At 70.7% G+C, this 24,742-nt stretch carries 24 protein-coding genes; 16 read left to right on the top strand and 8 right to left on the bottom strand.

Going from position 1 to position 24,742, the window contains the following annotated elements:
• Window positions 1-214: 214 nt before the first annotated feature.
• A complete protein-coding gene (locus tag ABZ851_RS17110; protein WP_361127760.1) occupies window positions 215-658 on the bottom strand; it encodes an SRPBCC family protein in 444 nt (147 codons plus the stop codon).
• 156 nt (window positions 659-814) lie between these two features.
• On the opposite strand from ABZ851_RS17110, the gene ABZ851_RS17105 reads away from it, so the two are divergent.
• Entirely contained in the window at window positions 815-1,873 is a 1,059-nt protein-coding gene (locus ABZ851_RS17105; RefSeq protein WP_361127757.1) for an Rv2578c family radical SAM protein, read from the top strand.
• Window positions 1,874-1,948: 75 nt separating this feature from the next.
• Here the strand turns inward: ABZ851_RS17105 and ABZ851_RS17100 are convergent, their stop codons facing one another.
• Both ABZ851_RS17100 and ABZ851_RS17095 read right to left on the bottom strand, forming a co-directional pair.
• Window positions 1,949-2,083: a hypothetical protein gene (locus tag ABZ851_RS17100; protein WP_361127754.1), complete on the bottom strand. Its 135-nt coding sequence runs from the start codon at window positions 2,081-2,083 to the stop codon at window positions 1,949-1,951.
• A gap of 297 nt (window positions 2,084-2,380) precedes the next feature.
• Window positions 2,381-3,112, bottom strand: coding sequence for a HEAT repeat domain-containing protein (locus ABZ851_RS17095; protein WP_361127751.1), 732 nt, complete (start codon window positions 3,110-3,112; stop codon window positions 2,381-2,383).
• Window positions 3,113-3,497: 385 nt separating this feature from the next.
• Between ABZ851_RS17095 and ABZ851_RS17090 the strand changes: the two genes are divergently transcribed.
• The 9 genes from ABZ851_RS17090 (at window position 3,498) to pssA (ending at window position 14,600) form a co-directional block, all read left to right on the top strand.
• Complete coding sequence (locus tag ABZ851_RS17090) at window positions 3,498-5,345, top strand: 3-hydroxybutyryl-CoA dehydrogenase (RefSeq protein WP_361127748.1); 1,848 nt, start codon at window positions 3,498-3,500, stop codon at window positions 5,343-5,345.
• 136 nt (window positions 5,346-5,481) lie between these two features.
• Window positions 5,482-6,285, top strand: coding sequence for a TetR family transcriptional regulator (locus ABZ851_RS17085; protein ID WP_336047988.1), 804 nt, complete (start codon window positions 5,482-5,484; stop codon window positions 6,283-6,285).
• A gap of 527 nt (window positions 6,286-6,812) precedes the next feature.
• The gene (ccrA, locus tag ABZ851_RS17080) at window positions 6,813-8,150 is read left to right on the top strand and encodes a crotonyl-CoA carboxylase/reductase (protein WP_361127744.1); all 1,338 of its coding nucleotides are present in this window, start codon (window positions 6,813-6,815) and stop codon (window positions 8,148-8,150) included.
• Window positions 8,151-8,189: 39 nt separating this feature from the next.
• Window positions 8,190-10,226 carry a methylmalonyl-CoA mutase family protein gene (locus ABZ851_RS17075; RefSeq protein WP_361127741.1) on the top strand — a complete coding sequence of 679 codons (2,037 nt, stop codon included), beginning with the start codon at window positions 8,190-8,192 and terminating at the stop codon, window positions 10,224-10,226.
• Entirely contained in the window at window positions 10,223-11,197 is a 975-nt protein-coding gene (locus ABZ851_RS17070; protein WP_088800936.1) for a CoA ester lyase, read from the top strand. Before ABZ851_RS17075 ends, ABZ851_RS17070 begins: the two co-directional genes overlap by 4 nt.
• Window positions 11,198-11,202: 5 nt before the next feature.
• The gene (locus tag ABZ851_RS17065) at window positions 11,203-11,727 is read left to right on the top strand and encodes a MaoC family dehydratase (RefSeq protein WP_093491317.1); all 525 of its coding nucleotides are present in this window, start codon (window positions 11,203-11,205) and stop codon (window positions 11,725-11,727) included.
• Between the two features lie 2 nt (window positions 11,728-11,729).
• Window positions 11,730-12,935, top strand: coding sequence for an acyl-CoA dehydrogenase family protein (locus ABZ851_RS17060; RefSeq protein WP_361127737.1), 1,206 nt, complete (start codon window positions 11,730-11,732; stop codon window positions 12,933-12,935).
• Between the two features lie 170 nt (window positions 12,936-13,105).
• Complete coding sequence (locus tag ABZ851_RS17055; protein WP_361127734.1) at window positions 13,106-13,753, top strand: phosphatidylserine decarboxylase; 648 nt, start codon at window positions 13,106-13,108, stop codon at window positions 13,751-13,753.
• Window positions 13,740-14,600, top strand: coding sequence for a CDP-diacylglycerol--serine O-phosphatidyltransferase (gene pssA, locus ABZ851_RS17050; protein ID WP_256331206.1), 861 nt, complete (start codon window positions 13,740-13,742; stop codon window positions 14,598-14,600). Before ABZ851_RS17055 ends, pssA begins: the two co-directional genes overlap by 14 nt.
• A 98-nt stretch (window positions 14,601-14,698) precedes the next feature.
• Here the strand turns inward: pssA and ABZ851_RS17045 are convergent, their stop codons facing one another.
• Window positions 14,699-15,847: a glycerate kinase gene (locus ABZ851_RS17045; protein WP_361128230.1), complete on the bottom strand. Its 1,149-nt coding sequence runs from the start codon at window positions 15,845-15,847 to the stop codon at window positions 14,699-14,701.
• Window positions 15,848-16,061: 214 nt separating this feature from the next.
• Between ABZ851_RS17045 and ABZ851_RS17040 the strand changes: the two genes are divergently transcribed.
• From ABZ851_RS17040 to ABZ851_RS17030, 3 genes are all read left to right on the top strand, one after another.
• Window positions 16,062-16,565 carry an NUDIX hydrolase gene (locus tag ABZ851_RS17040; protein ID WP_361128227.1) on the top strand — a complete coding sequence of 168 codons (504 nt, stop codon included), beginning with the start codon at window positions 16,062-16,064 and terminating at the stop codon, window positions 16,563-16,565.
• A 40-nt stretch (window positions 16,566-16,605) separates the two neighbouring features.
• Window positions 16,606-17,439, top strand: a complete 834-nt coding sequence (locus ABZ851_RS17035) for a DUF4037 domain-containing protein (RefSeq protein ID WP_361127729.1) — start codon at window positions 16,606-16,608, stop codon at window positions 17,437-17,439.
• 178 nt (window positions 17,440-17,617) lie between these two features.
• Complete coding sequence (locus ABZ851_RS17030; RefSeq protein WP_361127726.1) at window positions 17,618-17,794, top strand: hypothetical protein; 177 nt, start codon at window positions 17,618-17,620, stop codon at window positions 17,792-17,794.
• A gap of 76 nt (window positions 17,795-17,870) precedes the next feature.
• Here the strand turns inward: ABZ851_RS17030 and ABZ851_RS17025 are convergent, their stop codons facing one another.
• On the bottom strand, window positions 17,871-18,401 hold the full coding sequence (locus tag ABZ851_RS17025) for a DinB family protein (RefSeq protein ID WP_361127723.1): 531 nt from the start codon (window positions 18,399-18,401) through the stop codon (window positions 17,871-17,873).
• 37 nt (window positions 18,402-18,438) lie between these two features.
• Here ABZ851_RS17025 and ABZ851_RS17020 point away from each other — a divergent pair, with 37 nt between their 5' ends.
• The 3 genes from ABZ851_RS17020 to ABZ851_RS17010 all read left to right on the top strand — a co-directional run bounded on the left by ABZ851_RS17020 (window position 18,439) and on the right by ABZ851_RS17010 (window position 21,282).
• A complete protein-coding gene (locus ABZ851_RS17020) occupies window positions 18,439-19,197 on the top strand; it encodes an enoyl-CoA hydratase (protein WP_361127720.1) in 759 nt (252 codons plus the stop codon).
• Between the two features lie 152 nt (window positions 19,198-19,349).
• Entirely contained in the window at window positions 19,350-19,919 is a 570-nt protein-coding gene (locus ABZ851_RS17015) for a TetR/AcrR family transcriptional regulator (RefSeq protein ID WP_361127717.1), read from the top strand.
• A gap of 115 nt (window positions 19,920-20,034) precedes the next feature.
• Window positions 20,035-21,282, top strand: coding sequence for a GDSL-type esterase/lipase family protein (locus ABZ851_RS17010; protein WP_361127714.1), 1,248 nt, complete (start codon window positions 20,035-20,037; stop codon window positions 21,280-21,282).
• 53 nt (window positions 21,283-21,335) lie between these two features.
• On the opposite strand, the gene ABZ851_RS17005 is transcribed toward ABZ851_RS17010, so the two are convergent.
• The 3 genes from ABZ851_RS17005 to pip form a co-directional block, all read right to left on the bottom strand.
• Window positions 21,336-21,881: a methylated-DNA--[protein]-cysteine S-methyltransferase gene (locus ABZ851_RS17005; RefSeq protein ID WP_361127711.1), complete on the bottom strand. Its 546-nt coding sequence runs from the start codon at window positions 21,879-21,881 to the stop codon at window positions 21,336-21,338.
• A 10-nt stretch (window positions 21,882-21,891) separates the two neighbouring features.
• Complete coding sequence (locus ABZ851_RS17000; protein ID WP_361127708.1) at window positions 21,892-23,364, bottom strand: AlkA N-terminal domain-containing protein; 1,473 nt, start codon at window positions 23,362-23,364, stop codon at window positions 21,892-21,894.
• A gap of 124 nt (window positions 23,365-23,488) precedes the next feature.
• Complete coding sequence (gene pip, locus ABZ851_RS16995; protein WP_361127704.1) at window positions 23,489-24,448, bottom strand: prolyl aminopeptidase; 960 nt, start codon at window positions 24,446-24,448, stop codon at window positions 23,489-23,491.
• Window positions 24,449-24,742 lie beyond the last annotated feature (294 nt).

The following is a 24,742-nucleotide window of genomic DNA, read 5'->3' as shown; positions in this document are numbered from 1 at the left end:
CGCATTGGGCGACAACACCGATCCACCACGGCGAAAGGGTGCGGGCGGGGCGGGAAGGGACGTCAAGTACGTTGCCCGGGGCGCTCATTGGGCTCCCATCAGGGCTTTCCGTACGGAAGCGGTCCGGCGGGCCGGACCGCTTCCGTTCACCGGAAACCACCCGAACCGGTGAGAGTGACGGCGTGCGCTCAGGGTGACGGGTGGGAAAGGCCGATCACTTCGTGACGTGAGCGCTGAGGTTGTCGAGGATGGCGTCGTAGATCCGGCCGAGCCCCTTGGGGGCAAAGGTGCGCTCGAAGAAGCCGCCGACACCTCCGGCGCCCTGCCAGGTGGTGGTGACGACGACCTTGGCTCGCTTCTCACCGGCCGGGGTGACGACCCAGGTGGTCACCATCGAGGAGTTGCGGTCCTTCTCCACGAGCTGCCCTTCGGTCGGCTCATCGACCTCCAGCAGGCAGTCGCGCACCCGCTTGCTCGTGGCCTGGAGCTTCCAGTGGACGAGGGTGCCCTTACCGTCGCCGCCCTCGCGGACCTCGTACTCGCTGAAGTGCTCGGGCAGCAGCTGCCGGCGCGTGCCGGCGTAGTCGGCGAGCGCGTCGAACACGTCCTCCGGGTCCGCCGCGATCTCGCGCTGCGTGATGGCCTCGACCTGCCCCATGTGTGTGTCCTCCAGTACTCGGCTGCCGGTCCTGCGGTGCGCCGCCAAGCCAACCACCCCGCGGCGGCGCGCCCAAATTCAGGGCCGCCCACCCGCAAGGGAACAAGTGTTCTATTCTGTCAGCGGGGGGCTCTACTGGATCCAGAAGGAGGCCCGATGCGCTGGGACAATCTCGGTGATCTCGGCGAAAGCCCGTCCGCGCTGTTCGGTACGGACATCGTCAGCCGGACCGTCGACACCCCCGAATTCCGCGGGATCACCTTCCACGAAGTGCGCGCCCGCTCGATCGTGAACCGGGTCCCGGGCGCCTCCCGGATGCCGTTCGAATGGACCGTGAACCCGTACCGCGGTTGCAGCCACGCCTGTGTGTACTGCTTCGCGCGCAAGACGCACAGCTATCTCGACTTGGACACCGGGCAGGACTTCGACTCGCAGATCGTGGTGAAGGTCAACGCCCCCGAGCTGCTGCGCCGAGAGCTGGCCGGGCGGCGCTGGCGCGGTGACCACATCGCCATGGGCACGAACGTCGACTGCTACCAGCGCGCCGAGGGCCGCTACCAGCTGATGCCCGGCATCATCACGGCGCTGCGCGATTACGCCAACCCCTTCTCGATCCTCACCAAGGGCACGCTCATCCTGCGGGATCTGGCACTGCTGCAGCAGGCCGCCGAGGTCACCGACGTCGGCATCTCCGTCTCCGTCGGCTTCCTCGACCGCGAGCTGTGGCGCACGGCCGAGCCCGGCACCCCCGCCCCGGAACGGCGGCTGGACGTGGTGCGCACCCTCACCGCGCACGGCATCCCGTGCGGTGTCCTGATGGCGCCGGTGATCCCGTTCCTCGGGGACGCACCGGAACAGCTGCGGGCCACGGTGCGCGCCGTCGCAGAAGCCGGCGCCGGCTCGGTCACCCCGCTCGTACTCCACCTGCGGCCCGGCGCCCGTGAATGGTTCCTGTCGTGGCTGGAGCACCACCACCCGCATCTGGTGCACCGCTACCGGACGATGTACGGCGACGGCGCCTACGCCCCCACCTGGTACCAGCGCCGGATCACCCGCCAGGTCCACGAATTCGCCGCGGAGTTCGGCATCGGCCCCGCCCGTCCCGGCGCAGCCCGCAAGATCCCCTCGCCGGATGCCGCCCCAGGTCCGGCCGACGCCTCCGGGAAGGACGAGCCCTGCTCACCGGCGGAACCGACCCAGCTGACCCTGATATGAACCGGTCCCGTGTCGTTCGCCGCGGCAAAAGCGCCCCTCGGATCTGATCCGGGGGCGTTTCGTGCCTCAGTGCGCCTATCCGTCTGCCTTCTCGGCGTCGTCGGGAAAGACGAAGCCCCGCACGGGGACTGTCTCCTCCGGCTCCTCTTCCTGAGCCTCACGGTAGGCGGCCACCAGGGCGGCGTATCGGCTATGGATCAACTCAGCCATGGGGCCTCCTATTGACGTACCGAGTGTGGCAGACGCCGGTTACGGATTGTCCCGGCACGGCGGACGGGGCGTCGGCATGGGCTTGATGGGGCCGGTGTCATGGATGGCGCCGCCCTGCCGTCCGCGGTGATGTCTGTGGCGTAGGGACGTCTGACCGTGCCCGGCGGCGACCCCTTCCGCAGTCTCCGCCAGCGGACCGGGACGGCGGCCCACCGCCAGGACGCTGAATGGGCCGGTTTTATGCCGGACGGGCCACAGAAGGCGTACGAGGGGGCGACCACAGCGCCCCGGGCCGCGCTACCGGCGCCCGCTGACGTCCGGAGCGGAACCGCCGGCGGACCCCTCACTCCGCTCCCCCGGCCCCTGACCGGGCACGTCCTCCCCCGCGCGACCCTCCGCCGCCCCCGGCCCGGCCGGGGTCGGCGCGTCCTCGTGTACCCCCAGGCGCGCCAGTGAGGCGGCTGCCGCGGCCGCCAGTCGGGGGTGGGTGACGGCCGTGGTGAGGGCGGGGACCGCGCGGCGGTCGCCCAGGGCGCCCAGGCCCTCGACGCAGGCGAGCGCGACCCGCCAGTAGGGGTTGTGCGGGGTCAGCAGCCGCTCCAGGGTCGCGATCAGCGCGGGGACGGACTGTGGTGCGCGGAGTTCGGCGAGCAGCCTGACCGGGTGCAGGGCGTAGGCGGTGCGCAGCGGGTTGGTGGCCAGCGCGGCGGCGGCGCGGGCGGTGCGGGGGTCGCCGAGGCGGGCCAGGGCGTGTGCGGCGGTGGCGCAGCGCACCGGGTCGCGGTAGTTCAGCAGCAGCACCAGCGTCTCGAAGGCCCGTTTGTCGCCGGCGCAGCCCAGGATGAAGGCGGCGATCTCCCTGGCCCACAGCGGGCGTTCGACGGCGACCAGCATCCGGGCCAGTTCCTCCCGCCCGGCCGGGGTGTTCTTGCGGGCCAGCCCCAGCAGCCGTTCGTAGGCGACCAGATCCTGCGGGGAGCGGAGTTCGGCCCGCACCCGGTCCGTCAACTCGTGGAATTCCTCTTCCATTTGAAGATCCCCTCCCGCCGGGCCGCCCCGGTTCCCGCGACGTGGTCCGCACCACAGCCTAATGACCCCCGCTACCCCTGGCGCTCTGGTTACTCACCGGTTAACCTGCTGGAACGAGCAGCACCACTGCTCGGGCGGCCTGGTGACGCAGCCGCCACAGAGTGAAGTCGGTTCGGCACAGCACGACATCAGTACGGAGAACACGGCACGGCCCCGGGACAGGGCCCGCCGTACCTCCCGCACCGCCGGTGCTCTCGCAGCGCTGCGGCTCCGCGGCTCACCGCCGCCCTTCCGCCGCTGCGCAGTGCAGGTATCGCACCGCGCGGATACCCCTCAGTCGTCACTTCTCCCCTGTTGCCAGGGGAACACCCTCAGGAGTCTCGCGATGGGCCCTCAGTCCACCCCTGATCTCTCAACTGAAGCCTCCCCCCTGTCCCTTTCCACCGTCGCCGTCGTCGGCCTGGGCACCATGGGTACCGGTATCGCCGAGGTGCTGACCCGGGCCGGCCGCGAGGTCATCGGCATCGACACCGACGAGGCCGCGGCCCGGCACGCCGTCACGGCCCTGGAAGCCGCCACCGCCCGCGCGGTGCGGCGCGAGCGGATCACGGAACGGGAGCGGCAGGACATCCTGGCCCGGTTCCGCACCTTCACCGATCTGCAGGCCGCGGCGGACGCCGATCTCGTCATCGAGGTCGTGCCCGAGGACTACGAGCTCAAGCGGCAGGTCTTCGCCGGGCTCGACGCCGTGGTCCGCCCGGACACCATCCTGGCCACCGGCACCAACGCGCTGTCCGTGACCCGGCTGGCCGCCGATTCGCAGCGCCCCGAGCGGGTGCTCGGTGTGCACTTCTTCAACCCCGCACCGGCCATGAAGCTGGTCGAGGTGGTCTCCTCCGTGCTCACCGCGCCGGCCGCGGTCGCGGCCGTCACGGAGCTGGCGCACGCCCTGGGCAAGGACCCGATCGCGGTGGGTGACCGCCCCGGTTTCGTCGCCGACGGCCTGCTGTTCGGCTACCTGAACCAGGCCGCGGCGATGTACGAGTCCAAGTACGCCACCCGCGAGGACATCGACGCCGCGATGCGGCTGGGCTGCGGCCTGCCCATGGGCCCGCTGGCGCTGCTCGACCTGATCGGCGTGGACACCGCGCGGACCGTCCTGGAGGCGATGTACGCCGAGTCCCAGGACCGGCTGCACGCCCCCGCGCCGATCCTGGGCCAGCTCGCCGAGGCGGGGCTGACCGGCCGCAAGGCGGGCCGCGGCTTCTACACGTACGAAGCGCCGGGCTGGGGGCACCTCCCAGCGGTAGCTGGGGGAGCCACGGTCGTGCCGGACGCGGAGAGCCCCGCGGACGGCGACGAGCCGGCCGGCGGGCGGACCGTCACCGGCGTCGGCGTGGCCGGCTCCGGGACGATGGCCAGCGGGATCGCCGAGGTCTTCGCCAAGGCGGGCTACAAGGTCGTGCTGGCCGCCCGCAGCCTGGAGAAGGCCGAGAAGGCCAAGGCCCGGATCGCCAAGTCGCTGGGCCGCTCCGTGGACAAGGGCCGGATGAGCGCCGAGGCCCGGGACGCCGCGCTGGCGGCGATCACCCCGGCCGGGTCGCTGGACGCGTTCGCGGAGGTGGACCTCGCGGTCGAGGCGGTGGCCGAGGACCTGGCGGTCAAGCAGGAGCTGTTCACGACCCTGGACAAGGTCTGCAAGCCGGGCGCCGTTCTGGCCACCACCACCTCCTCGCTGCCGGTCGTGGCCTGCGCCCGCGCCACCACGCGCCCGCAGGACGTCATCGGGATGCACTTCTTCAACCCGGCGCCCGCCATGAAGCTGGTCGAGGTGGTCCGTACGGTCCTGACGGCCGACGACGTCCACGCCACCGTGCGGGCGGTCTGCGCCAAGGTCCGCAAGCACCCCGTGGACTGCGGCGACCGGGCCGGGTTCATCGTGAACGCGCTGCTGTTCCCGTACCTGAACAACGCGATCAAGATGGTCGAGGAGCACTACGCGACGCTGGACGACATCGACGCCGCCATGAAGCTCGGCGGCGGGTACCCGATGGGCCCGTTCGAACTCCTCGACGTGGTCGGCCTGGACGTGTCGCTGGCCATCGAGAAGGTGCTGCACGCGGAGTTCCGCGACCCCGGGCTGGCCCCGTCGCCGCTGCTGGAGCACCTCGTCGCCGCGGGCTGCCTCGGCCGCAAGACCGGCCGCGGCTTCCGTGAGTACGCCCGGCGCTGACGCGTGGCGGCACCCCGGCCCGGCCGGGGGAGGGTGGGGTGGACTGCTGGAACCCGACGGCGGTCCACCCCCGCTCACGGGGGCACAGGCTGTACCTCATGCCGCAGGTCGCGTAAATATGCAGTACCGTCCCCACATGTCCCAGCCCGCTCGTACGCACCCCTCCGACACCCCCGACAACGCCACTCCCGGTACCCGCCGGGCGGCCGCGCAACGGCTCAAAATGCGCCGTGAATTGTCGTCGGCGGCGATGGAGCTGTTTGCGACCAAGGGCTACGAGGCGACGACGGTCGATGAGATCGCGGCCGCCGCGGGCGTCGCCCGGCGTACCTTCTTCCGCCACTTCCGTTCCAAGGAAGAGGCGATCTTCCCCGACCACGACGACACCCTCGTCCGCGCGGAGGCCGTCCTGGACGCCGCTCCGCCGCACGAGAACCCCCTGGACACGGTCTGCCGCGGCATCAAGGAGGTCATGCGGATGTACGCGGCCTCCCCGGCCGTGTCGGTGGCCCGCTACCGCCTGACCCGCGAGGTCCCCACCCTGCGGGAGGCCGAGATCGCTTCGGTGGCCCGCTACGAGCGGCTGTTCACCCGCTATCTCCTGGGCCACTTCGACGAGGGCGCCCACCGCGAGGGCGACGACGATCCGCTGCTCGCCGAGGTCGCGGCGTCCGCCGTGGTCACCGCGCACAATCACGTGCTGCGGCGCTGGCTGCGGGCCGACGCCCAGGGCGATGTCGAGGCCCAGCTCGACCACGCCTTCGAGATCGTCCGGGAGACCTTCGGCGCCGGCATCGGCGCGGGCCGCACCGGCAGCGGGGAGACCCCACCGGCGGCCGTCTCGCGGGAGGGCGAGGTGCTGGTCGCGGTGGCCCGCACGGACGCCCCGCTGGACGAGGTCATGCGCACCATCCGCAAGGCGATCAAAGAACACAAGTAAAAGATCACAAGTAACAGCCTTCCGCCGGAACCCGACGGGAACGCGGCCCGGTGCCCTTGGACCGACCGGGCCGCGACACGGATGGCGTAACGCCGCCCCTGCACACTCTGCGCACATATTCCATTTCTTTGCGTAATCGACAGGCCCCTCAGCGGGCCTTTTTTGCTCATGCGTGCCGACCAGATGACATCTGAGAGAAATTCTTGGCACTCAGTGTCTTGTCGACTGGCACGCGGTGTCATACGTTGAGGGTGTCCGGGCGGCCGGCGTGCTGCGAATCCACGCACGCCGGCTGTCCCACCAGCCCTATGGGCTGTCCGCCCGGATGCCTGCGTCACAGGCACTTCCCAGCTGCCGCTGGGCACGCGCTCACCCAGCGCTGCCAGGCACCGCGGCCGACGGTTCTGCGACCCCCGCAGAGACGACGGCAACGGCGCCGACCCCGGCCGAACCGACGGCACCACCTCCCGCACCACCCCGACGTTCCCTCAAGCCGTTTCCGCAACGCGCTTCGCCGGAGGCACCCCGTGAACGAAATCCTGGACGCAATCCTCGCGCCTGACACCACCAGCGCCGACTTCGCCGGCCTGACCATCCCCGAGTCCTACCGCGCGGTGACCGTGCACAAGGACGAGGCCGACATGTTCACCGGCCTGGAGACCAAGGAGAAGGACCCCCGCAAGTCGCTGCACGTCGACGACGTGCCGGTGCCGGAGCTGGGCCCGGGCGAGGCGCTGGTGGCCGTGATGGCCTCCTCCGTGAACTACAACTCCGTCTGGACCTCGATCTTCGAGCCGATGTCGACGTTCGGGTTCCTGGAGCGCTACGGCAAGCTCTCCCCGCTCACCAAGCGGCACGACCTGCCGTACCACGTCATCGGCTCCGACCTCGCGGGCGTGGTCCTGCGCACCGGGCCGGGCGTCAACTCCTGGGGCCCCGGCGACGAGGTCGTCGCGCACTGCCTGTCCGTCGAGCTGGAGTCCTCCGACGGCCACAACGACACCATGCTCGACCCCGAGCAGCGGATCTGGGGCTTCGAGACCAACTTCGGCGGCCTGGCCGAGATCGCGCTGGTCAAGTCCAACCAGCTGATGCCGAAGCCGAAGCACCTGAGCTGGGAGGAGGCGGCGTCGCCCGGTCTGGTCAACTCGACCGCCTACCGCCAGCTCGTCTCCAAGAACGGCGCGGCGATGAAGCAGGGCGACAACGTCCTGATCTGGGGCGCCAGCGGCGGACTCGGCAGCTACGCCACCCAGTTCGCGCTGGCCGGCGGCGCCAACCCGATCTGTGTGGTCTCCTCCGACCAGAAGGCGGAAATCTGCCGGAAGATGGGCGCCGAGGCGATCATCGACCGCAACGCCGAGGGCTACAAGTTCTGGAAGGACGAGCGGACCCAGGACCCGAAGGAGTGGAAGCGCTTCGGCAAGCGCATCCGCGAGTTCACCGGCGGCGAGGACATCGACATCGTCTTCGAACACCCCGGCCGCGAGACCTTCGGCGCGTCCGTCTTCGTCACCCGCAAGGGCGGCACCATCACCACCTGCGCCTCGACCTCGGGCTACATGCACGAGTACGACAACCGCTACCTGTGGATGTCGCTGAAGCGGATCATCGGCTCGCACTTCGCCAACTACCGCGAGGCGTGGGAGGCCAACCGCCTGATCGCCAAGGGCAAGATCCACCCGACGCTGTCGAAGACATACAGCCTCGAGGAGACCGGACAGGCGGCGTACGACGTGCACCGCAACCTCCACCAGGGCAAGGTCGGCGTGCTGGCACTGGCCCCCGAGGAGGGGATGGGCGTGCGTGACGAAGAAATGCGCGCCAAGCACCTCGACGCCATCAACCGGTTCCGGAACGTCTGAGGCAACTCGGACTCCGGACCACGAAGATACGGGCCTGATATGACTGAGCGTCAGAAGGATCGTCCGTGGCTGATGCGGACCTACGCCGGCCACTCCACCGCCGAGGCGTCCAACGAGCTGTACCGGCGTAATCTCGCCAAGGGCCAGACGGGTCTGTCGGTCGCGTTCGACCTCCCGACGCAGACCGGTTACGACCCCGACCACATCCTCGCCCGCGGCGAGGTCGGCCGGGTCGGGGTCCCGGTGTCCCACCTCGGCGACATGCGACGGCTGTTCCAGGACATACCCCTGGACCAGATGAACACCTCGATGACCATCAACGCGACGGCCATGTGGCTGCTGGCGCTGTACGAGGTGGTCGCCGAGGAGCAGGGCGCCGACATCTCCAAGCTGTCGGGGACGACGCAGAACGACATCGTCAAGGAGTACCTCTCGCGCGGGACGCACGTCTTCCCGCCGGGACCCTCGCTCCGGCTGACCACCGACATGATCACGTACACGGTGGCGCACATCCCCAAGTGGAACCCGATCAACATCTGCAGCTACCACCTGCAGGAGGCGGGCGCCACGCCGGTCCAGGAGATCGCGTACGCGATGTCCACCGCGATCGCGGTGCTGGACGCGGTGCGGGACTCCGGGCAGGTACCGCCGGAGAAGTTCGGCGATGTCGTGGCCCGTATCTCGTTCTTCGTGAACGCCGGCGTCCGCTTCGTCGAGGAGATGTGCAAGATGCGCGCCTTCGGGCGCATCTGGGACAAGATCACCCGCGAGCGCTACGGCATCGAGAACGAGAAGCAGCGCCGGTTCCGCTACGGCGTCCAGGTCAATTCGCTCGGCCTGACCGAGGCGCAGCCGGAGAACAACGTCCAGCGGATCGTCCTGGAGATGCTGGCCGTCACGCTCTCCAAGGACGCCCGCGCCCGCGCCGTCCAGCTCCCGGCCTGGAACGAGGCCCTGGGACTGCCGCGGCCCTGGGACCAGCAGTGGTCGCTGCGCATCCAGCAGGTCCTCGCCCACGAGAGCGACCTGCTCGAATACGAGGACATCTTCGCCGGCTCGCACGTCATCGAGGCCAAGGTGGACGCCCTGGTCGAGGACTGCCTGGCGGAGATCGGGCGGATCCAGGAGATGGGCGGCGCGATGGCCGCGGTGGAGTCCGGCTACCTCAAGTCGCAGCTGGTCACCGCGCACGCCGAGCGGCGGGCCCGGATCGAGGCCGGCGAGGAGAAGATCGTCGGCGTCAACTGCTTCGAGGGCACCGAGCCCAACCCGCTCACCGCGGACCTCGACACCGCCATCATGACCGTCGACCCGGCCAACGAGGCACGCGTCGTCCAGGCCCTGCACGAGTGGCGGGACAACCGCGACGAGGTCCGGGCGCAGGACGCGCTGTCGGTGCTGAAGAAGACGGCGGCCGGTGACGGCAACCTCTTCGCGGCCACCCTGGAGTGCGCCCGCGCCGGTGTGACGACCGGCGAGTGGGCCTGGGCGCTGCGGGACGTCTTCGGCGAGTTCCGGGCCCCCACGGGCGTCTCCAGCGCTCCCCTGGCGGTCGCCGCCGAGGAGGGCAGCCCGCTGGCCGCGGTCCGCGAGAAGGTCGACAGGACGGCCGCCGAACTCGGCAGCGGAAAGCTGCGGCTGCTGGTCGGCAAGCCCGGCCTGGACGGGCACAGCAACGGCGCCGAGCAGATCGCCGTACGGGCCCGTGACGCCGGCTTCGAGGTCATCTACCAGGGCATCCGGCTGACCCCGGAACAGATCGTCTCGGCCGCGGTCGCCGAGGACGTGCACTGCGTGGGCCTGTCGATCCTGTCCGGCTCGCACGCCGAGCTGGTCCCGGACGTCCTGGCCCGCCTGCGGCGCACCGGCGTCGACACCACTCCCGGGCCTGGCGGCCCTCCTATACCCGTCATCGTCGGCGGCATCATTCCCTCCGCCGATGCGGCGGCGCTCCGGGAAGCCGGAGTGGCGGCCGTGTTCACCCCCAAGGACTTCGGTATTACGGAGATCATCGGCCGTATCGTCGACGAGATCCGGAAAGCGAACCAGCTCGACCCCCTGGAGGTCCCCGCATGACCCAGGCCGCACCGCCGGTCTCCCGGCTGCGCCCGCGCCGCTCCTGTCTCGCGGTCCCCGGCAGCAACCCGCGCTTCCTGGAGAAGGCCCAGGGCCTCCCGGCCGACCAGGTCTTCCTGGACCTGGAGGACGCCTGCGCGCCGCTCGCCAAGGAGGGCGCCCGCCACCACATCGTCGAGGCGCTGAACCAGGGCGACTGGACGGGCAAGACCCGGGTCGTACGGGTCAACGACTGGACGACGCACTGGACGTACCGGGACGTCATCACGGTCGTCGAGGGCGCGGGGCAGAACCTCGACTGCATCATGCTGCCGAAGGTCCAGGACGCCCAGCAGGTCGTGGCGCTGGACCTGCTGCTGACGCAGATCGAGAAGACCATGGGCTTCGACGTGGGCCGGATCGGCATCGAGGCGCAGATCGAGAACGCCAAGGGCCTGGTGAACGTCGATGCGATCGCCGGCGCCTCACCGCGCCTGGAGACCATCATCTTCGGCCCGGCCGACTTCATGGCGTCCATCAACATGAAGTCCCTGGTGGTCGGCGAGCAGCCGCCCGGCTATGGGGCGGATGCCTATCACTACATTCTGATGCGCATTCTGATGGCGGCCCGCACCTACGATCTGCAGGCGATCGACGGTCCGTACCTTCAGATCAAGAACGTTGACGGTTACCGCGAGGTCGCCGGCCGCGCCGCCGCCCTCGGCTTCGACGGCAAGTGGGTACTGCACCCCGGTCAGGTCGAGGCCGCCAACGAGGTGTTCTCCCCCTCCCAGGAGGACTACGACCACGCCGAGCTGATCCTGGACGCCTACGAGTGGCACACCTCGGAGGCGGGCGGCGCCAAGGGTTCCGCGATGCTCGGCGACGAGATGATCGACGAGGCGAGCCGGAAGATGGCACTGGTCGTCGCCGGCAAGGGCCGGGCCGCCGGCATGACCCGCACATCCAAGTTCGAGGCCCCGGAGGCATAAGCACCATGCAGTTCGGCCGTACCTATGAAGAGTTCACCGTCGGCGATGTGTACAAGCACTGGCCTGGAAAGACCGTCACCGAGTACGACGACCACCTCTTCTGTCTGCTCACGATGAACCATCACCCGCTGCACATGGACAGCAACTACGCGGAGCAGACCACCGATTTCGGCAAGAACGTCGTCGTCGGCAACTACATCTACTCGCTGCTGCTGGGCATGTCGGTGCCCGACGTCTCCGGAAAGGCCATCGCCAACCTGGAGATCGAGTCGCTGAAGCATGTGGCGCCGACCTTCCACGGCGACACGATCTACGGCGAGACCACCGTGCTGGACAAGACGCCCTCGCGCTCCAAGACGGACCGCGGCATCGTGTACGTCGAGACCAAGGGCTACAAGCAGGACGGCACCCTGGTCTGCGTCTTCCGGCGCAAGGTCATGGTCCCCACGGCCACCTACATCAAGGAGCGCGGCGGCGAGCAGCCCGGCCGCCCGGAGCTGCAGGCCCCTCCGGCCAAGAAGGAGAAGTAGCCATGACCCGTCTCGCGCAGACCGAGGGCCTGACCGACATCCAGCAGGAAATCCTCTCCACCGTCCGCGATTTCGTGGACAAGGAGATCATTCCGGTCGCCACCGGACTGGAGCACCGCGACGAGTACCCGTCGCAGATCGTCGAGGGCCTGAAGGAACTCGGCGTGTTCGGCCTGATGATTCCCGAGGAGTACGGCGGCCTGGGCGAGTCCCTGCTCACCTACGCGCTGACCGTCGAGGAGATCGCCCGCGGCTGGATGAGCGTGTCGGGCATCATCAACACCCACTTCATCGTGGCCTACATGCTCAAGCAGCACGGCACGCAGGAGCAGAAGGACTACTTCCTGCCGAAGATGGCGGCCGGTGAGATCCGCGGCGCCTTCTCGATGTCGGAACCGGCGCTGGGTTCGGACGTCTCGGCGATCTCGTCCAAGGGCGTGCGGGAGGGCGACGAATACGTCCTCAACGGGCAGAAGATGTGGCTCACCAACGGTGGTTCGTCGACGCTCGTCGCGGTGCTGTGCCGGACGGACGAGGGCCATCCGGAGGGCACTGCCCCGCACAAGTCGATGACGACCTTCCTCGTGGAGAAGGAGGCCGGCTTCGGCGAGGTGCGCCCCGGCCTGACCATTCCGGGCAAGATCGACAAGATGGGCTACAAGGGCGTCGACACCACCGAGCTGATCATGGACGGGCTGCGGATCCCGGCCGATCGGGTGCTCGGCGGCGAGACCGGACGTGGCTTCTATCACATGATGGACGGCGTCGAGGTCGGCCGGGTCAATGTGGCCGCCCGCGGCTGCGGTGTCGCCCAGCGCGCCTTCGAGCTGGGTGTTTCGTACGCCCAGCAGCGGCACACCTTCGGCAAGCCGATCGCGCAGCACCAGGCCATCCAGTTCAAACTGGCGGAAATGGCGACAAAGGTCGAAGCCGCGCATGCGATGATGGTTAATGCCGCTCGCAAAAAGGACTCGGGCCAGCGAAACGACCTCGAAGCGGGCATGGCGAAGTACCTGGCCTCCGAGTACTGCAAGGAGGTCGTGGAAGACGCTTTCCGCATCCACGGCGGTTACGGCTTCTCCAAGGAGTACGAGATCGAGCGGCTCTACCGCGAGGCCCCGATGCTCCTGATCGGCGAAGGAACCGCCGAGATCCAGAAAATGATCATTGGGCGACGGCTACTGGAGGAGTACCGGATCCAGGGGTGAACATCCCGTTTGGGGCACTTTGTCCTAGACGAAGATCACACCCCGTCATCGTTCTTCGGCCACGGATTGGCTCTGGCTCTTGGCCAGTTGCCGCTCGTAACCGATAGCATCCCCGGAAAGCCGCCGTCCCCCGTATCCATACGCGGCATCCTCCGCTACGAAGGTCATCCATGCCCCACAGCCAATCCTCTGCACCACGCGGTAGCGTCCGCCTCGCGCGCGGAGCGTCGCCGTGGCTCCTGCCGACCGTTGCCACGGCAGCGGTCAGCCTCGCCCGGTCCCGCCGGTCGGGTCGCTGGGCCGCCGTTGCCGTGCCCACCACCGCGCTGGCGGCGGGCATGCTGTGGTTTTTCCGCGACCCCGAGCGGGAGATCGCTCAGGGCCGTGTCATCTCTCCGGCTGACGGCGTGGTGCAGAGCATCATGCCGTGGAAGGACGGGCGCACCCGCGTCGCGATCTTCATGAGCCCGCTGAACGTCCACGTCAACCGTGCGCCCCTGGTCGGCACGGTGACGTCCGTGGAGCACATCCCCGGCGGGTTCGTCCCGGCGTTCAACAAGGAGAGCGAGAACAACGAGCGGGTCGTCTGGCACTTCGACACCGAGCTCGGCGACATCGAGATGGTGCAGATCGCCGGCGCGGTGGCCCGCCGCATCGTTCCTTACGTGCCCCAGGGCACCAAGGTCGAGCAGGGTGAGCGGATCGGACTGATCCGCTTCGGCTCGCGCGTCGACGTCTACCTCCCGGAGGGCGTCGAGGCGGCGGTCGAGGTCGGCCAGGCGACCACCGCGGGGGTGACTCGTCTTGACCGTGATTGATCCGGAGACACAGGCGGGCTGGGTGCCCGAGGCCGACGAGGACGAGGACGACATGCCGCTGTCCACGCGGCTGTCGATAGCGGACACCCTCACCCTCGGCAACGCCATCTGCGGCTTCATGGCCGTGTACTTCACCACCACCGGCGTGCTGATCCCGCATCTGACGGGCACGGATGACGGCGGGATGGCCCGGCACAGCGCGGCGATGGCCGTGATCCTCATGCTGCTGGCGTCGGTCTTCGACCTGTTCGACGGGATGGTGGCGCGCAAGCTGCGGGCCTCGGCGATGGGGGCCGAGCTCGACAACCTCTCCGACCTGATCAGCTTCGGCCTGGCGCCCGCGTACTTCGTCGTGACCTGGGGCATGGTCACCCACGACGCGAACCAGCGGGTGTCCGTGGTCGCGGCCGTCGTGGTGCTGCTGGCGGTGGTGCTCCGGCTTGCGCGGTTCTCCTGCGTGCCGATGCGCGACGGAATGTTCCAGGGCATGCCCGGCCCGTTCGGCGCCCTGACCGTCGTCGCCATCGTGCTGCTGGAGCTGCCGTTCGTGCCGACGCTGCTGGCGATCGTCGGGGTGGCCTGGCTGATGGTGAGCCGGGTCGAGTACCCCAAGCCGCGGGGGCGGCTCGCGGTGGCGATGCTCAGCTGGATCGTGCTCAGCATGGGCATGCTGACGGCCTGGGCGCTGGACGCCCCCGGCGGCCAGCTGCTGCTGCAGACCGGCTGCGCCCTGCAGGTGGTCCTGGGCGCGATGATCCCGCTGTTCGCGACGGCCCGGAGGGTGAACACCTTCCGCGACAACCGCCGCGAGTCGCGGGCCGAGTCCCGCGCCGCACAGCTCCCCTAGTACCCCCGGACGCACGAAGCGGACAACGCCGCGGGCCCCGAGCGAATTCTTTCGCCCGGGGCCCGCGGCGTTGTGGTGGGTGCGGCCCGCGCCGCGCCTCAGACCAGAAAGTCCCGCGCCAGCTGCTCCGCCGCCCGCTCCAGCAGCGGGCCCGCCTCGGCCATACAGCGGGCCGGATCGGGCTCCAGATCCGTCAGGGCGTAGGCCCGCCGGATGCCGGCCGCGCCGAGCGCTTCCCGCGGCAGCTGGAGCCGGCCGCAGACCGCGACCACGTCCACGCCGGCCGCGCGGGCCGCGGCGGCGACCCCGGCCGGCGCCTTGCCGTGCAGCGTCTGGGTGTCGAGCGAGCCCTCACCGGTGATGACGAAGGTGGCCTTCGCCAGCGCCGGGGCGAAGCCCAGGACGTCGAGCATCACCTCGATCCCGGGCCGGAACTCCGCGCCCAGGCCGACCAGCGCGCCGTAGCCGATCCCGCCCGCGGCGCCCGCGCCGGGTGCCGCCGCGGCTTTGGCGGCCTTCGGCCCCACCGCACGCCCCAGCACCTCGGCGTAGTGCGCCAGCGCGGCGTCCAGCGTGGCCACGTCCTCCTCGCTCGCGCCCTTCTGCGGGCCGTAGACCGCCGGGGCGCCCTTGGGGCCCGTGAGCGGGTTGTCGACGTCGCTGGCCAGCACGATGCCGGTCTCCGCCAGCCGGGGGTCCAGCCCCGACAGGTCGGCCGTGGCCAGGTCGCGCAGCGGGCCGCCGCCGGGGGCGACCGGCTCGCCGTCCGCATCCAGGAACCGGGCGCCCAGCGCCGCGAGCATGCCGGCACCGCCGTCGGTCGTGGCGCTGCCGCCGACGCCGAAGACGATCGAGGTCGCGCCCGCGTCGAGGGCCGCGCGCAGCAGTTCGCCGGTGCCGTACGTGGTCGCCGTCAGGGGCGCGAAGACACCCGCGGGGAGGTGCTGGAGCCCGGAGGCCTCCGCCATCTCCACCACCGCGGTGCCTCCCCCGGCGCCCGCTGGGGATGCCCCCACGCGCAGCGCGAAGGTGGCCGTCACGGGCGCACCGGTCGGGCCGGTGACCCGTGCCTCGTGGCGGGTGAAGCCGGCCGCGAGTGCCGCCGCGACCGTTCCGTCGCCGCCGTCCGCGACCGGCACGGCCGCCACGTCCAGCCCGGGAACCACCCGTCGCAGACCGGCCGTGACATGCTCGGCGACCTCGACGGCCGTGAGCGAGCCCTTGAATTTGTCCGCGGCGATCAGCACCTGCGCCGAAGAAGTCCTTGCTGCGTCCGCCACCGTGTTTCCCCTTGCTTTCCGTACGGGCAGTCGCGCCGCTGTGACCTTATCCGGCGAGGGGTCCGGCGACCAGGGCACTTCGCTCCGCGGTGCAGCCGAGCGCCCCCGGGGTGCGCCGCGAAGATCTCCAAGAGCGGCCCGGCCCCGGACCCGTTCCGTCTAGGCTCGCGCCGTGACCACCATGGACTACGCCACCTACCTCGCCGGTCTGCCCCGCGTGCTCGCGGGCGCGGGCGTCCTCTTCCGCGACGCGGAGGGCCGCATTCTGCTCGTGGAGCCCAACTACCGCGACACCTGGATCCTGCCGGGCGGCACCGTCGAGTCGGACCACGGCGAGTCGCCCCGGCAGGCGGCCCGCCGTGAGACCGCCGAGGAGATCGGCCTGGACGTCAAGCCGGGCCCGCTGCTCGCCGTCGACTGGGTACGCAGCACGGACCGGCCTCCGCTGGTGTTCTACCTCTACGATGGCGGCGTGCTGGACGCCGCGCAGCTGTCCGCGATCCGTGTCCAGGAGGACGAGCTGCTGTCCTGGCGCATGGTCCACTGGGACGAGGCCCAGACCCTGGTCAGCCGCGGGATGGCCCTGCGCCTCGGCGCCGCCCTGAAAACCCTCGCGGACGACGGCGGCCCGGCGGAACTGGAGGACGGCGTGCTGCCGGCCGGGGCTGACGGTACGCCCGGATAAAGGCGGGCGGTGGCTGTGGTGCCTCCTTTAGCGTGGCGGGATGGATGACATTGCCACGAAGGTCGCGCAGGTGCCGGGAGTTGTCGGGGTGATGCTCGGGGGAAGCCGGGCACGGGGCACCCACCGGCCGGACTCCGACTGGGATCTGGGCGTCTACTACCGCGGCGCGCCGGATCTGGCGGCGCTGCAGGCGCTGGCCGCGGAGGTGACCGGCGGCCCCGTCGAGGTGTACGGACCGGGTGCCTGGGGCGCATGGGTCAACGGCGGGGCCTGGCTGGTGCTGCCCGACGGGAGGAAGGTGGACTGGATACTGCGGGATGTCGACCGGGTGCGGCGGGTGTGGGAGGAGTGCCGCGAGGGCCGCTTCGAGATCGGGGTCCAGGCCGGTCACCCCCTCGGCTTCTGGTCCCCCGCCTACCCGGGCGAGGTGGCGCTGGGCCGGGTGCTCGCCGATACCGGCGGGGAGCTGGACCGCCTCCGCCAGGAGACCCGGACCTACCCCGAGGCCCTGCGCAAGGCCCTGACGCGTGACGGGGTCTGGGACGCAGGGTTCTCGGTGGCGATGGCGGGCAAGTCGTCCCCGGCCGGGGACGTGCTGCATGCGGCCCTGTGTCTGTCCCGGGCCGTCGGTCACCTCGTCCAGGCGCTGCACGCCCATCACCGCCGCTGGTGTCTCAATGAGAAGGGCGCGCTCGCGGCGGCCTCGGCGATGCCGGAGACACCGCCCGGCTTCGGTGACCGGGCCTCCGCCCTGCTCGGCGGCATCGGGCACGGGGGAACGGAGTTGAAGCGCTCGCTGGAGGCCGCGGCGGAGCTGGTGGACGAGGTGCGGGGCGTGGTCGGCGTGTCCGGGGGCGGCGTGGCCGAGGGCTGAGGCCGCCGGCGCGTCCGTGCGCGGCCGGGCGGACACGGGCAACGGGCATGGACGCGCCAAGGCAACCGGAGGCCGTCGCGCTGCCTCTTCGAGAGCGGCACTCGACCCGGAGGTGTGGCATGGACCGGGTAGACCTTCTCGCGCCGGCTCCCCGCCGGCCCCGACCCCTGGGAGCAGCATGACCCTCGCAGTGATGCTCTGCGTTCTCCTTCTCGTCGTCACCGGCCTTGCGTACGTCGTGGCACGACGCTGGTTGACCACAGGCGTGGCGCTGGCGGTGTCCGCCGGTGTGCTGGTGGCTCAGGTCGGCGGCCTGTGTGTGGTGGCCGACCTGACGCTGGCCAATATGGGCTGACCCGGCCCCGCGAACTCCCTATCGGGCAGCGGACGTTCCGGGCCGGTGCGGAGTTCGCGGGAGCACTTCCGCCGGTCTATTCGCCGATGGCTCCGTCCGCCAATTCCCGTGCGACGTCGAGGTGCCCTGCGTGTCGGGCGTACTCCTGCAGCAGGTGGAAGAGGATCCAGATCAGGGTGGGCCGGTCTTCCTCTGCCGGAACGTGTCCGCCGAGGGTGGCGGCCCGGTCCTCCAGCCGTGCTTCAGCAACCACGGCGCGGGACCGGGCGCACTGTTCCTGGAAGAACTCCTTGACGTCCGCGAAGGATTCGCCGGAGTCCACGTGCCACGGTCCGGGTCTCTCGCGAAATTCCCCCCAGGGATTTTCGACATCCTCACCGCTGAACCCCCATTGCAGCCAGCGCAGTTCCACGCACGCCAGGTGCTTGAGCAAGCCCAACGGGGCCCAGCCGGAGGGCAGACGGCTGTTTCTCAGCTCTTCGTCGGACATGCCCTGCAACTTGCGCAGCACGGCGTCCCGGTAGAAGTCGAGGTAGCCGGTCAGCAGCTCGTACGGGCTGGTGAGCGTCACCGGGGGTTCTGCCGCGGGCTCGATTCTGTGCACCATGACGAGGACCTTAAGGCACCGTTTTAGTCTGAGTCCCATGAACTCAGACCTTGTCCTGCTCGAAAGTGACGGCCCGCTCCGCACCATCCGCCTCAACGCGCCCGAACGCCGCAACGCCCTCGATCTCGACCTGCTCGGTGAACTCGCGGCCGCCATCGCCGCCGTCGCAGCCGACGCGGACGCTCGCGCCCTGATCGTCGCCGGGGCCGGCCCGGCCTTCTGCGCCGGAGCGAACCTGGAGAGCATGTTCGGCGACATCACCAGGCCGGTGCACGAACTCCGGGCGCATCTGAAATCGGTCTACGCCTCCTTCCTCGGCCTGCGTGAACTCACCATCCCCACGATCGCTGCCGTCCAGGGCGCGGCCGTGGGCGCCGGACTCAATATCGCCCTGGCCTGCGACCTCGTCATCGCCGGTCCGCGCGCCGCTTTCGGGCCGACGTTCGCCGACATCGGCCTGCACCCCGGGGGTGGTTGCTCCTTCCTGCTGACCGAACGCATGGGTCCCGCCCATGCCACCGCGGCGCTGCTGTCGGGCGACATCATCAAGGCCGAGGAGGCCGTGCGACGGGGCCTGGCCAATCTGCCGGCCGAGGATCCCGAGGCGAAGGCGAGGGAGTTGGCCGCTCGGTACGCGCAGCGCAGCAAGAGTCTCAATGCCGACATCAAGCGGTCGGTGCGGATCGCTGCGACGTCCGACTTCCCCACCTCGCTCGACTTCGAGTCGTGGGCGCAGGCGTCATCCGTGGGCAGCGAGGAATTCGGCCGCTACATGGAGGAGTTCCTCAAGCGCTAGTCCGGGGGGCGGTCCGGTGTGTGGAGGCACGAGGCGTGCGGAGCGCGAGGCGTACGGCAGGTGATACGTGCGAAACGTGCGGGCGTCCAGTTGGCGTTGCCTACAACCTATAGGCAAATGCATAATCGCTATAGCCAACTGAAGGGGAGGCCATGGCACGCGCGGGACTGACCACGGAACGCCTGGTCCAGGCGGGGGCGGAGCTGGCGGATACGGTCGGCTTCGATCAGGTGACCGTCTCGGCGCTGGCGCGACAGTTCGACGTCAAGGCCGCGAGTCTGTACTCGCACCTCAAGAATTCCCAGGACCTCAAGACCGGGATCGCCCTGCTCGCGCTGGAGGAGCTTGCCGACCGGGTCGCCACCGCCCTGGCCGGCCGGGCCGGCAAGGACGCCCTGGCCGCCTTCGCCAACGTCTACCGCGACTACGCCCGGGAGCACCCCGGCCGCTACACCGCGGCACGTCTCCGGCTCGATCCGGAGACGGCGGCGGCGAGCGCGGGGCCCAGACACGCAGAGATGACGCGGGCGATCCTGCGCGGCTACGACCTGACGGAGCCGGACCAGACACACGCCGTCCGGCTGCTGGGCAGCGTCTTCCACGGCTACATCAGCCTGGAGTCGGCCGGCGGCTTCAGCCACAGCGCTCCCGACTCGCAGGAGACCTGGTCGTGGATCCTGGACCGCCTCGACGCCCTCCTGCGGAACTGGCCCGGGCCCTGAGACCTGCTGTCACGGCCGTCACGGATCAGCCCGTAGGACCGTAGGCCCACAGGCCAGTCAGCGCATCACCACATCTGAACGCACACGTCGGCATCTCGATCACCAGGCTGGGACGATGCACACCGAACACCACTGGATCACCACGCCCCTCACGGCGGACCTCCTGCGCGGCGCCCTCGACCTGGAGCACACCCCACACGGGGTGCTGCCGCACCGGCTGCCCGCCCGGGCCCGCGCCCAGTACACGGACGGGCAGCTCGCCATGGCGGAATCCCAGCCCTCCGGCGTGCGGCTGGTCTTCCGGACGCGGGCCACCGCCATCGAACTGGACGCGCTGCCCACCAAGCGGGTCTACGTGGGTGTCCCGGCCCGCCCGGACGGTGTGTACGACCTGCTGGTCGACGGCCGGCCGGCCGGCCGGGCAAGCGTGAGCGGCGGCAACACCCTGACCATCGACATGGCCGCCGGAACCGCCGAGCAGCAGCCGGGACCGGCCGGTACCCTCCGGTTCTCCGGCCTGCCCGAGGGCGTCAAGACCATAGAGATCTGGCTGCCGCACGACGAGACCACCGAACTCGTCGCCCTGCGCACCGACGCCCCCGTCGAGCCCGTGCCGGACCGGGGCCGCAAAATCTGGCTGCATCACGGCAGTTCGATCAGCCACGGCTCCAACGCCGCCAGTCCCACCACCACGTGGCCCGCACTCGCCGCCACCCGCGCCGGTGTGGAACTGATCAACCTGGGCATGGGCGGCGGCGCCCTGCTCGACCCGTTCACCGCCCGCGCCCTGCGGGACACCCCCGCCGATCTCATCAGCCTCAAGATCGGCATCAATGTGGTGAACGCCGATCTGATGCGCCTGCGCGCCTTCATCCCTGCCGTCCACGGCTTCCTCGACACCATCCGCGAAGGCCACCCCGCCGCCCCGCTGCTGGTCGTCTCGCCCCTCCTGTGCCCCATCCACGAGGACACGCCCGGCCCCAGCGCGCCTGACGTCAGTGCCCTCAGCAGCGGGCAACTGCGGTTCCTGGCCACCGGCGACCCCGCGGAGCGCGCCCACGGCAAACTGACCCTGCGCGTCATCCGGGACGAGCTGGCCCGGATCGTACGGCAGCGAGCGGCCGAGGACCCGAACCTGCACTACCTCGACGGCCGTGACCTCTACGGCGAGGCCGACGCCGCCGAACTGCCGCTGCCCGACGGGCTCCACCCGGATGCCGCCACCCACCGCCGCATCGGCGAACGCTTCACCCAGCTGGCCTTCCGGGCCGAAGGCCCCTTCACGGAGCGCCCCTTCACGGACCGTCCCTTCACGGACCGCGGTCTCAAGGACCACAGCAGCCTCAAGGACCGCAGCGCATGACACCGGTGCCCGCTCGCCACCCATGAGCGGCGAGCGGGCACCCCGCGTGCTCCTCACCCGCACGCCTCCGCCGGGAACAGCCCGTCCGCCGTCCGCTCGAAGGCGAGCAGGCGGCGCTTGCGGTCGAGCCCGCCCCCGTAGCCGGTGAGACTGCCGTTGGCGCCGACGACGCGATGGCAGGGGACGATGATGCCGACCGGGTTGCGCCCGTTGGCCAGGCCGACCGCGCGGGCCGCCGTCGGGACGCCGAGCCGTTCGGCGAGCTGCCCGTACGACAGGGTCTCGCCGTACGGGATGGTGCCCAGCGCCGCCCAGACCCGGCGCTGGAAGGGCGTGCCGTGCAGCGCGAGCGGCAGGTCGAAGGTGGTCAGCTCACCACGGAAATAGGCCCGGAGCTGGGCGATGGCCGCGGCGAACGGCGGCTCGCCGGGGTCCCCCGGAGCGCCGAAGGTCTCCTGGGGCGGGCGGTGGCGCTGGTCGGTCATGTACAGGCCGGTGAGGGCCCGGCCGGCGGCGACCAGGGTGAGCGGCCCCACCGGGGTGCCGTCCAGGACGGTGTGGGTGCGGGGCGCGTCGGGTGCGGGTGGGTGAACCGTCATGGCTGCGGCCTCAGTTCGTCGGGAGGTGGTTGATGGGGTGGTCGTCGGTCGCCCAGAGGTACTGGACGGCGTAGGCGCGCCAGGGGCGCCAGTGCGCGGAGTGCCGGGTGAGGGCGGCCGGGGTGTGCGGCAGGCCGAGCCCGGCGGCCGCACGGCGCAGCCCGAGGTCGGTCGGGGTGAAGGCGTCCGGGTCGCCGAGTGCGCGCATGGCGATGCATTCGACGGTCCAGGGGCCGATGCCCGGCAGCGCCGCGAGCCGTTCGCGGGCCTCGTCGCGGTCGCTGCCGACGCCCAGTTGCAGCGTGCCGGAGCCGAGGGCGGCGATGACGCCGGTGAGGGTGGCGCGGCGGGTGCGGGGCATCGCCAGCGCGTCCGGGTCCAGCTCGGCGAGCGCGGCGGACGTGGGGAAGAGGTGGCTGAGGCCGCCGTCCGGGTCGTCGACGGGTTCGCCGTGCACACGGACCAGCCGCCCGGCGTGGGTGCGGGCCGCCGCGGTGGACACCTGCTGGCCGAGGACGGCGCGTACCGCGAATTCCTCGGCGTCGACCGTCCGCGGGACCCGTCGTCCCGGTGCCTTGTCGACGAGCGGCGCCAGCAGCGGGTCCTCGCGGAGCAGCCCGTCGACGGCCTCCGGGTCCGCGTCGAGGTCGAGCATCCGGCGGCAGCGGGCGATGGCGCCCGCCAGATCGCGCAGATCGGTGAGGGAGAGGCGGCAGTCGATGTGGTCGGGGCGGGGTGCGAGGGCGACGATGCCGTGCCCGTAGGGGAGGTTCAGGGTCCGGCGGTAGGCGCCGTCCCGCCACTCCTCGACGCCGGGGACCGCGGTGGCGGCGAGGTGCCCGAAGAGGTTGTCGGGGTTCAGCGGCTGCCGGAAGGGCAGCCGCAGCGCGAGCGCGCCGGGCACCGCCGCACGGGGCCCCGGCCTGGCGCGCCGCCGCAGCTCCGTCGGGGACAGCGCGAAGACCTCCCGTACCGTCTCGTTGAAGGTGCGGATGCTGGCGAAACCGGCGGCGAAGGCGATCTCGGCCATCGGCAGCGCCGTGGTCTCCACCAGGAGGCGGGCGGTCTGGGCACGCTGGGCGCGGGCCAGGGCGAGCGGCCCGGCGCCCAGCTCGGCAAGCAGCTGGCGCTCCGTCTGCCGGGTGCTGTAGCCGAGCCGGGCCGCGAGGCCGGGGACGCCCTCACGGTCGACGATGCCGTCGGCGATCAGCCGCATGGCGCGGGCGACGAGGTCGGCGCGCGCGTTCCACTCGGGAGAGCCCGGGCTGGCGTCGGGGCGGCACCGTTTACAGGCCCGGAACCCGGCCTGCTGGGCGGCGGCCGCGCTCGGGTAGAACCGCATGTTCTCCGGCTTGGGCGGCACCACGGGGCAGCTGGGGCGACAGTAGATACGGGTCGTGAGCACGGCGGTGTAGAACCAGCCGTCGAAGCGGGCATCCTTGGACTGCACGGCGCGCAGACAGCGCTCGGTGTCGGTGTGCATGCCTTCAGGATTGCTCAGTCGGCGCCGTCCGGCTGGCGAGAATCCGACATCAACGTCGGGCTACCAGGGACGGCGCAAGTCACCGGGCCGCCGTCCCGTAGCCCCCGTCCCGCCCCTTCGGCAGTCACTTCCCGGCGAACCGGTCGAGCGCGCCGATCACCGCCTCACGCATCGCCTCGCTCCCCTTGTGCCCCGCGTCGGGGATGAGGGTCAGCCGGGCGGCGGGCCAGGCGCGGGCCAGCTCCCAGGCGGTGTGCGGCGGTCCTCCCATGTCCTGGCGGCCCTGGATGAGCACCCCCGGGATGTCCGCCAGCCGTCCGGCGTCCCGCAGCAGGGCGCCCTCCTCCAGCCAGGCGCCGTGCGAGAAGTAGTGCGAGCAGATCCGGACCAGGGCCACCCGGGCGTCCGAGGGGCGGCCCCCGTAAGGGCGTGGAGCGCCGTACGACTCCAGGGAGAGCACCGCGTCCTCCCAATCGCACCAGTCGGCGGTGGCCCGCTCGCGCACCGCGGGGTCGGGGTCCGCCATCAGGCGGGCGTACGCCCCGACGATGTCGTCGTCGGGCCCCACTCCCGGAGCACCGGCGAGGAAGCGTTCCCACGCCTCCGGGAAGAACCGGCCGGCGCCCCGGTAGAGCCACTCGATCTCCGAACGCCGGGTCATGGTGACGCAGGGAATGACGATCTCCGACACCCGCTCCGGGTGCCGCTGCGCGTACGCCAGGATCAGTGTCGAGCCCCACGACCCACCGCACAGCAGCCAGCGGTCGATGCCCAGGTGCTCCCGCAACTGCTCCATGTCGGCGAGCAGATGGCCGGTGGTGTTGTACCGCATGTCGGTGGCCGGGTCACTGGCGTGCGGGGTGCTGCGTCCACAGCCGCGCTGGTCGAAGAGGACGATGCGGTAGCGGTCCGGGTCGAAGGACCGCCGCGCGCGCGTGCTGCATCCCGACCCCGGCCCGCCGTGGACGACCAGCGCGGGCTTCCCTTCGGGGTTGCCGCAGACCTCCCAGTACACGTGGTTGGCGTCGCCGACGTCCAGCAGCCCGGTGGCGTACGGCTCGATGGCCGGATAGAGCTCCGTCATCTTCGGTTCCCCTTCCCGAGTTTCAGCCGAGGGTGGCTCAGTACACCAGTCGTGACAGCGGTTTTTCACGGGATCGGGAGGCACCCCGATCCACGGCCGGGTGATGTTCACGGATTTGGACAGCACTGCGGTTCTTGCTGGGACAGCTTCGGGATGCTCCTGGCGAAAGGGGCCGGGCGAGCCGCCCTCCGGGCGCCGGGTTTTCCCCAGTGCGGAGGGGGGCTGGCCCTACCATCGACCGGCCCGCTGCCCGGGTGGTCCGGCAGGCATCGGACAACGAGGCTGAATGCATAC

Source organism: Streptomyces sp. NPDC047049 (assembly GCF_040643995.1).
Lineage (GTDB): Bacteria > Actinomycetota > Actinomycetes > Streptomycetales > Streptomycetaceae > Streptomyces > Streptomyces mooreae.
Note: the sequence above shows the minus strand (reverse complement) of the source record. Positions and strands in the feature narration are given on the sequence as shown.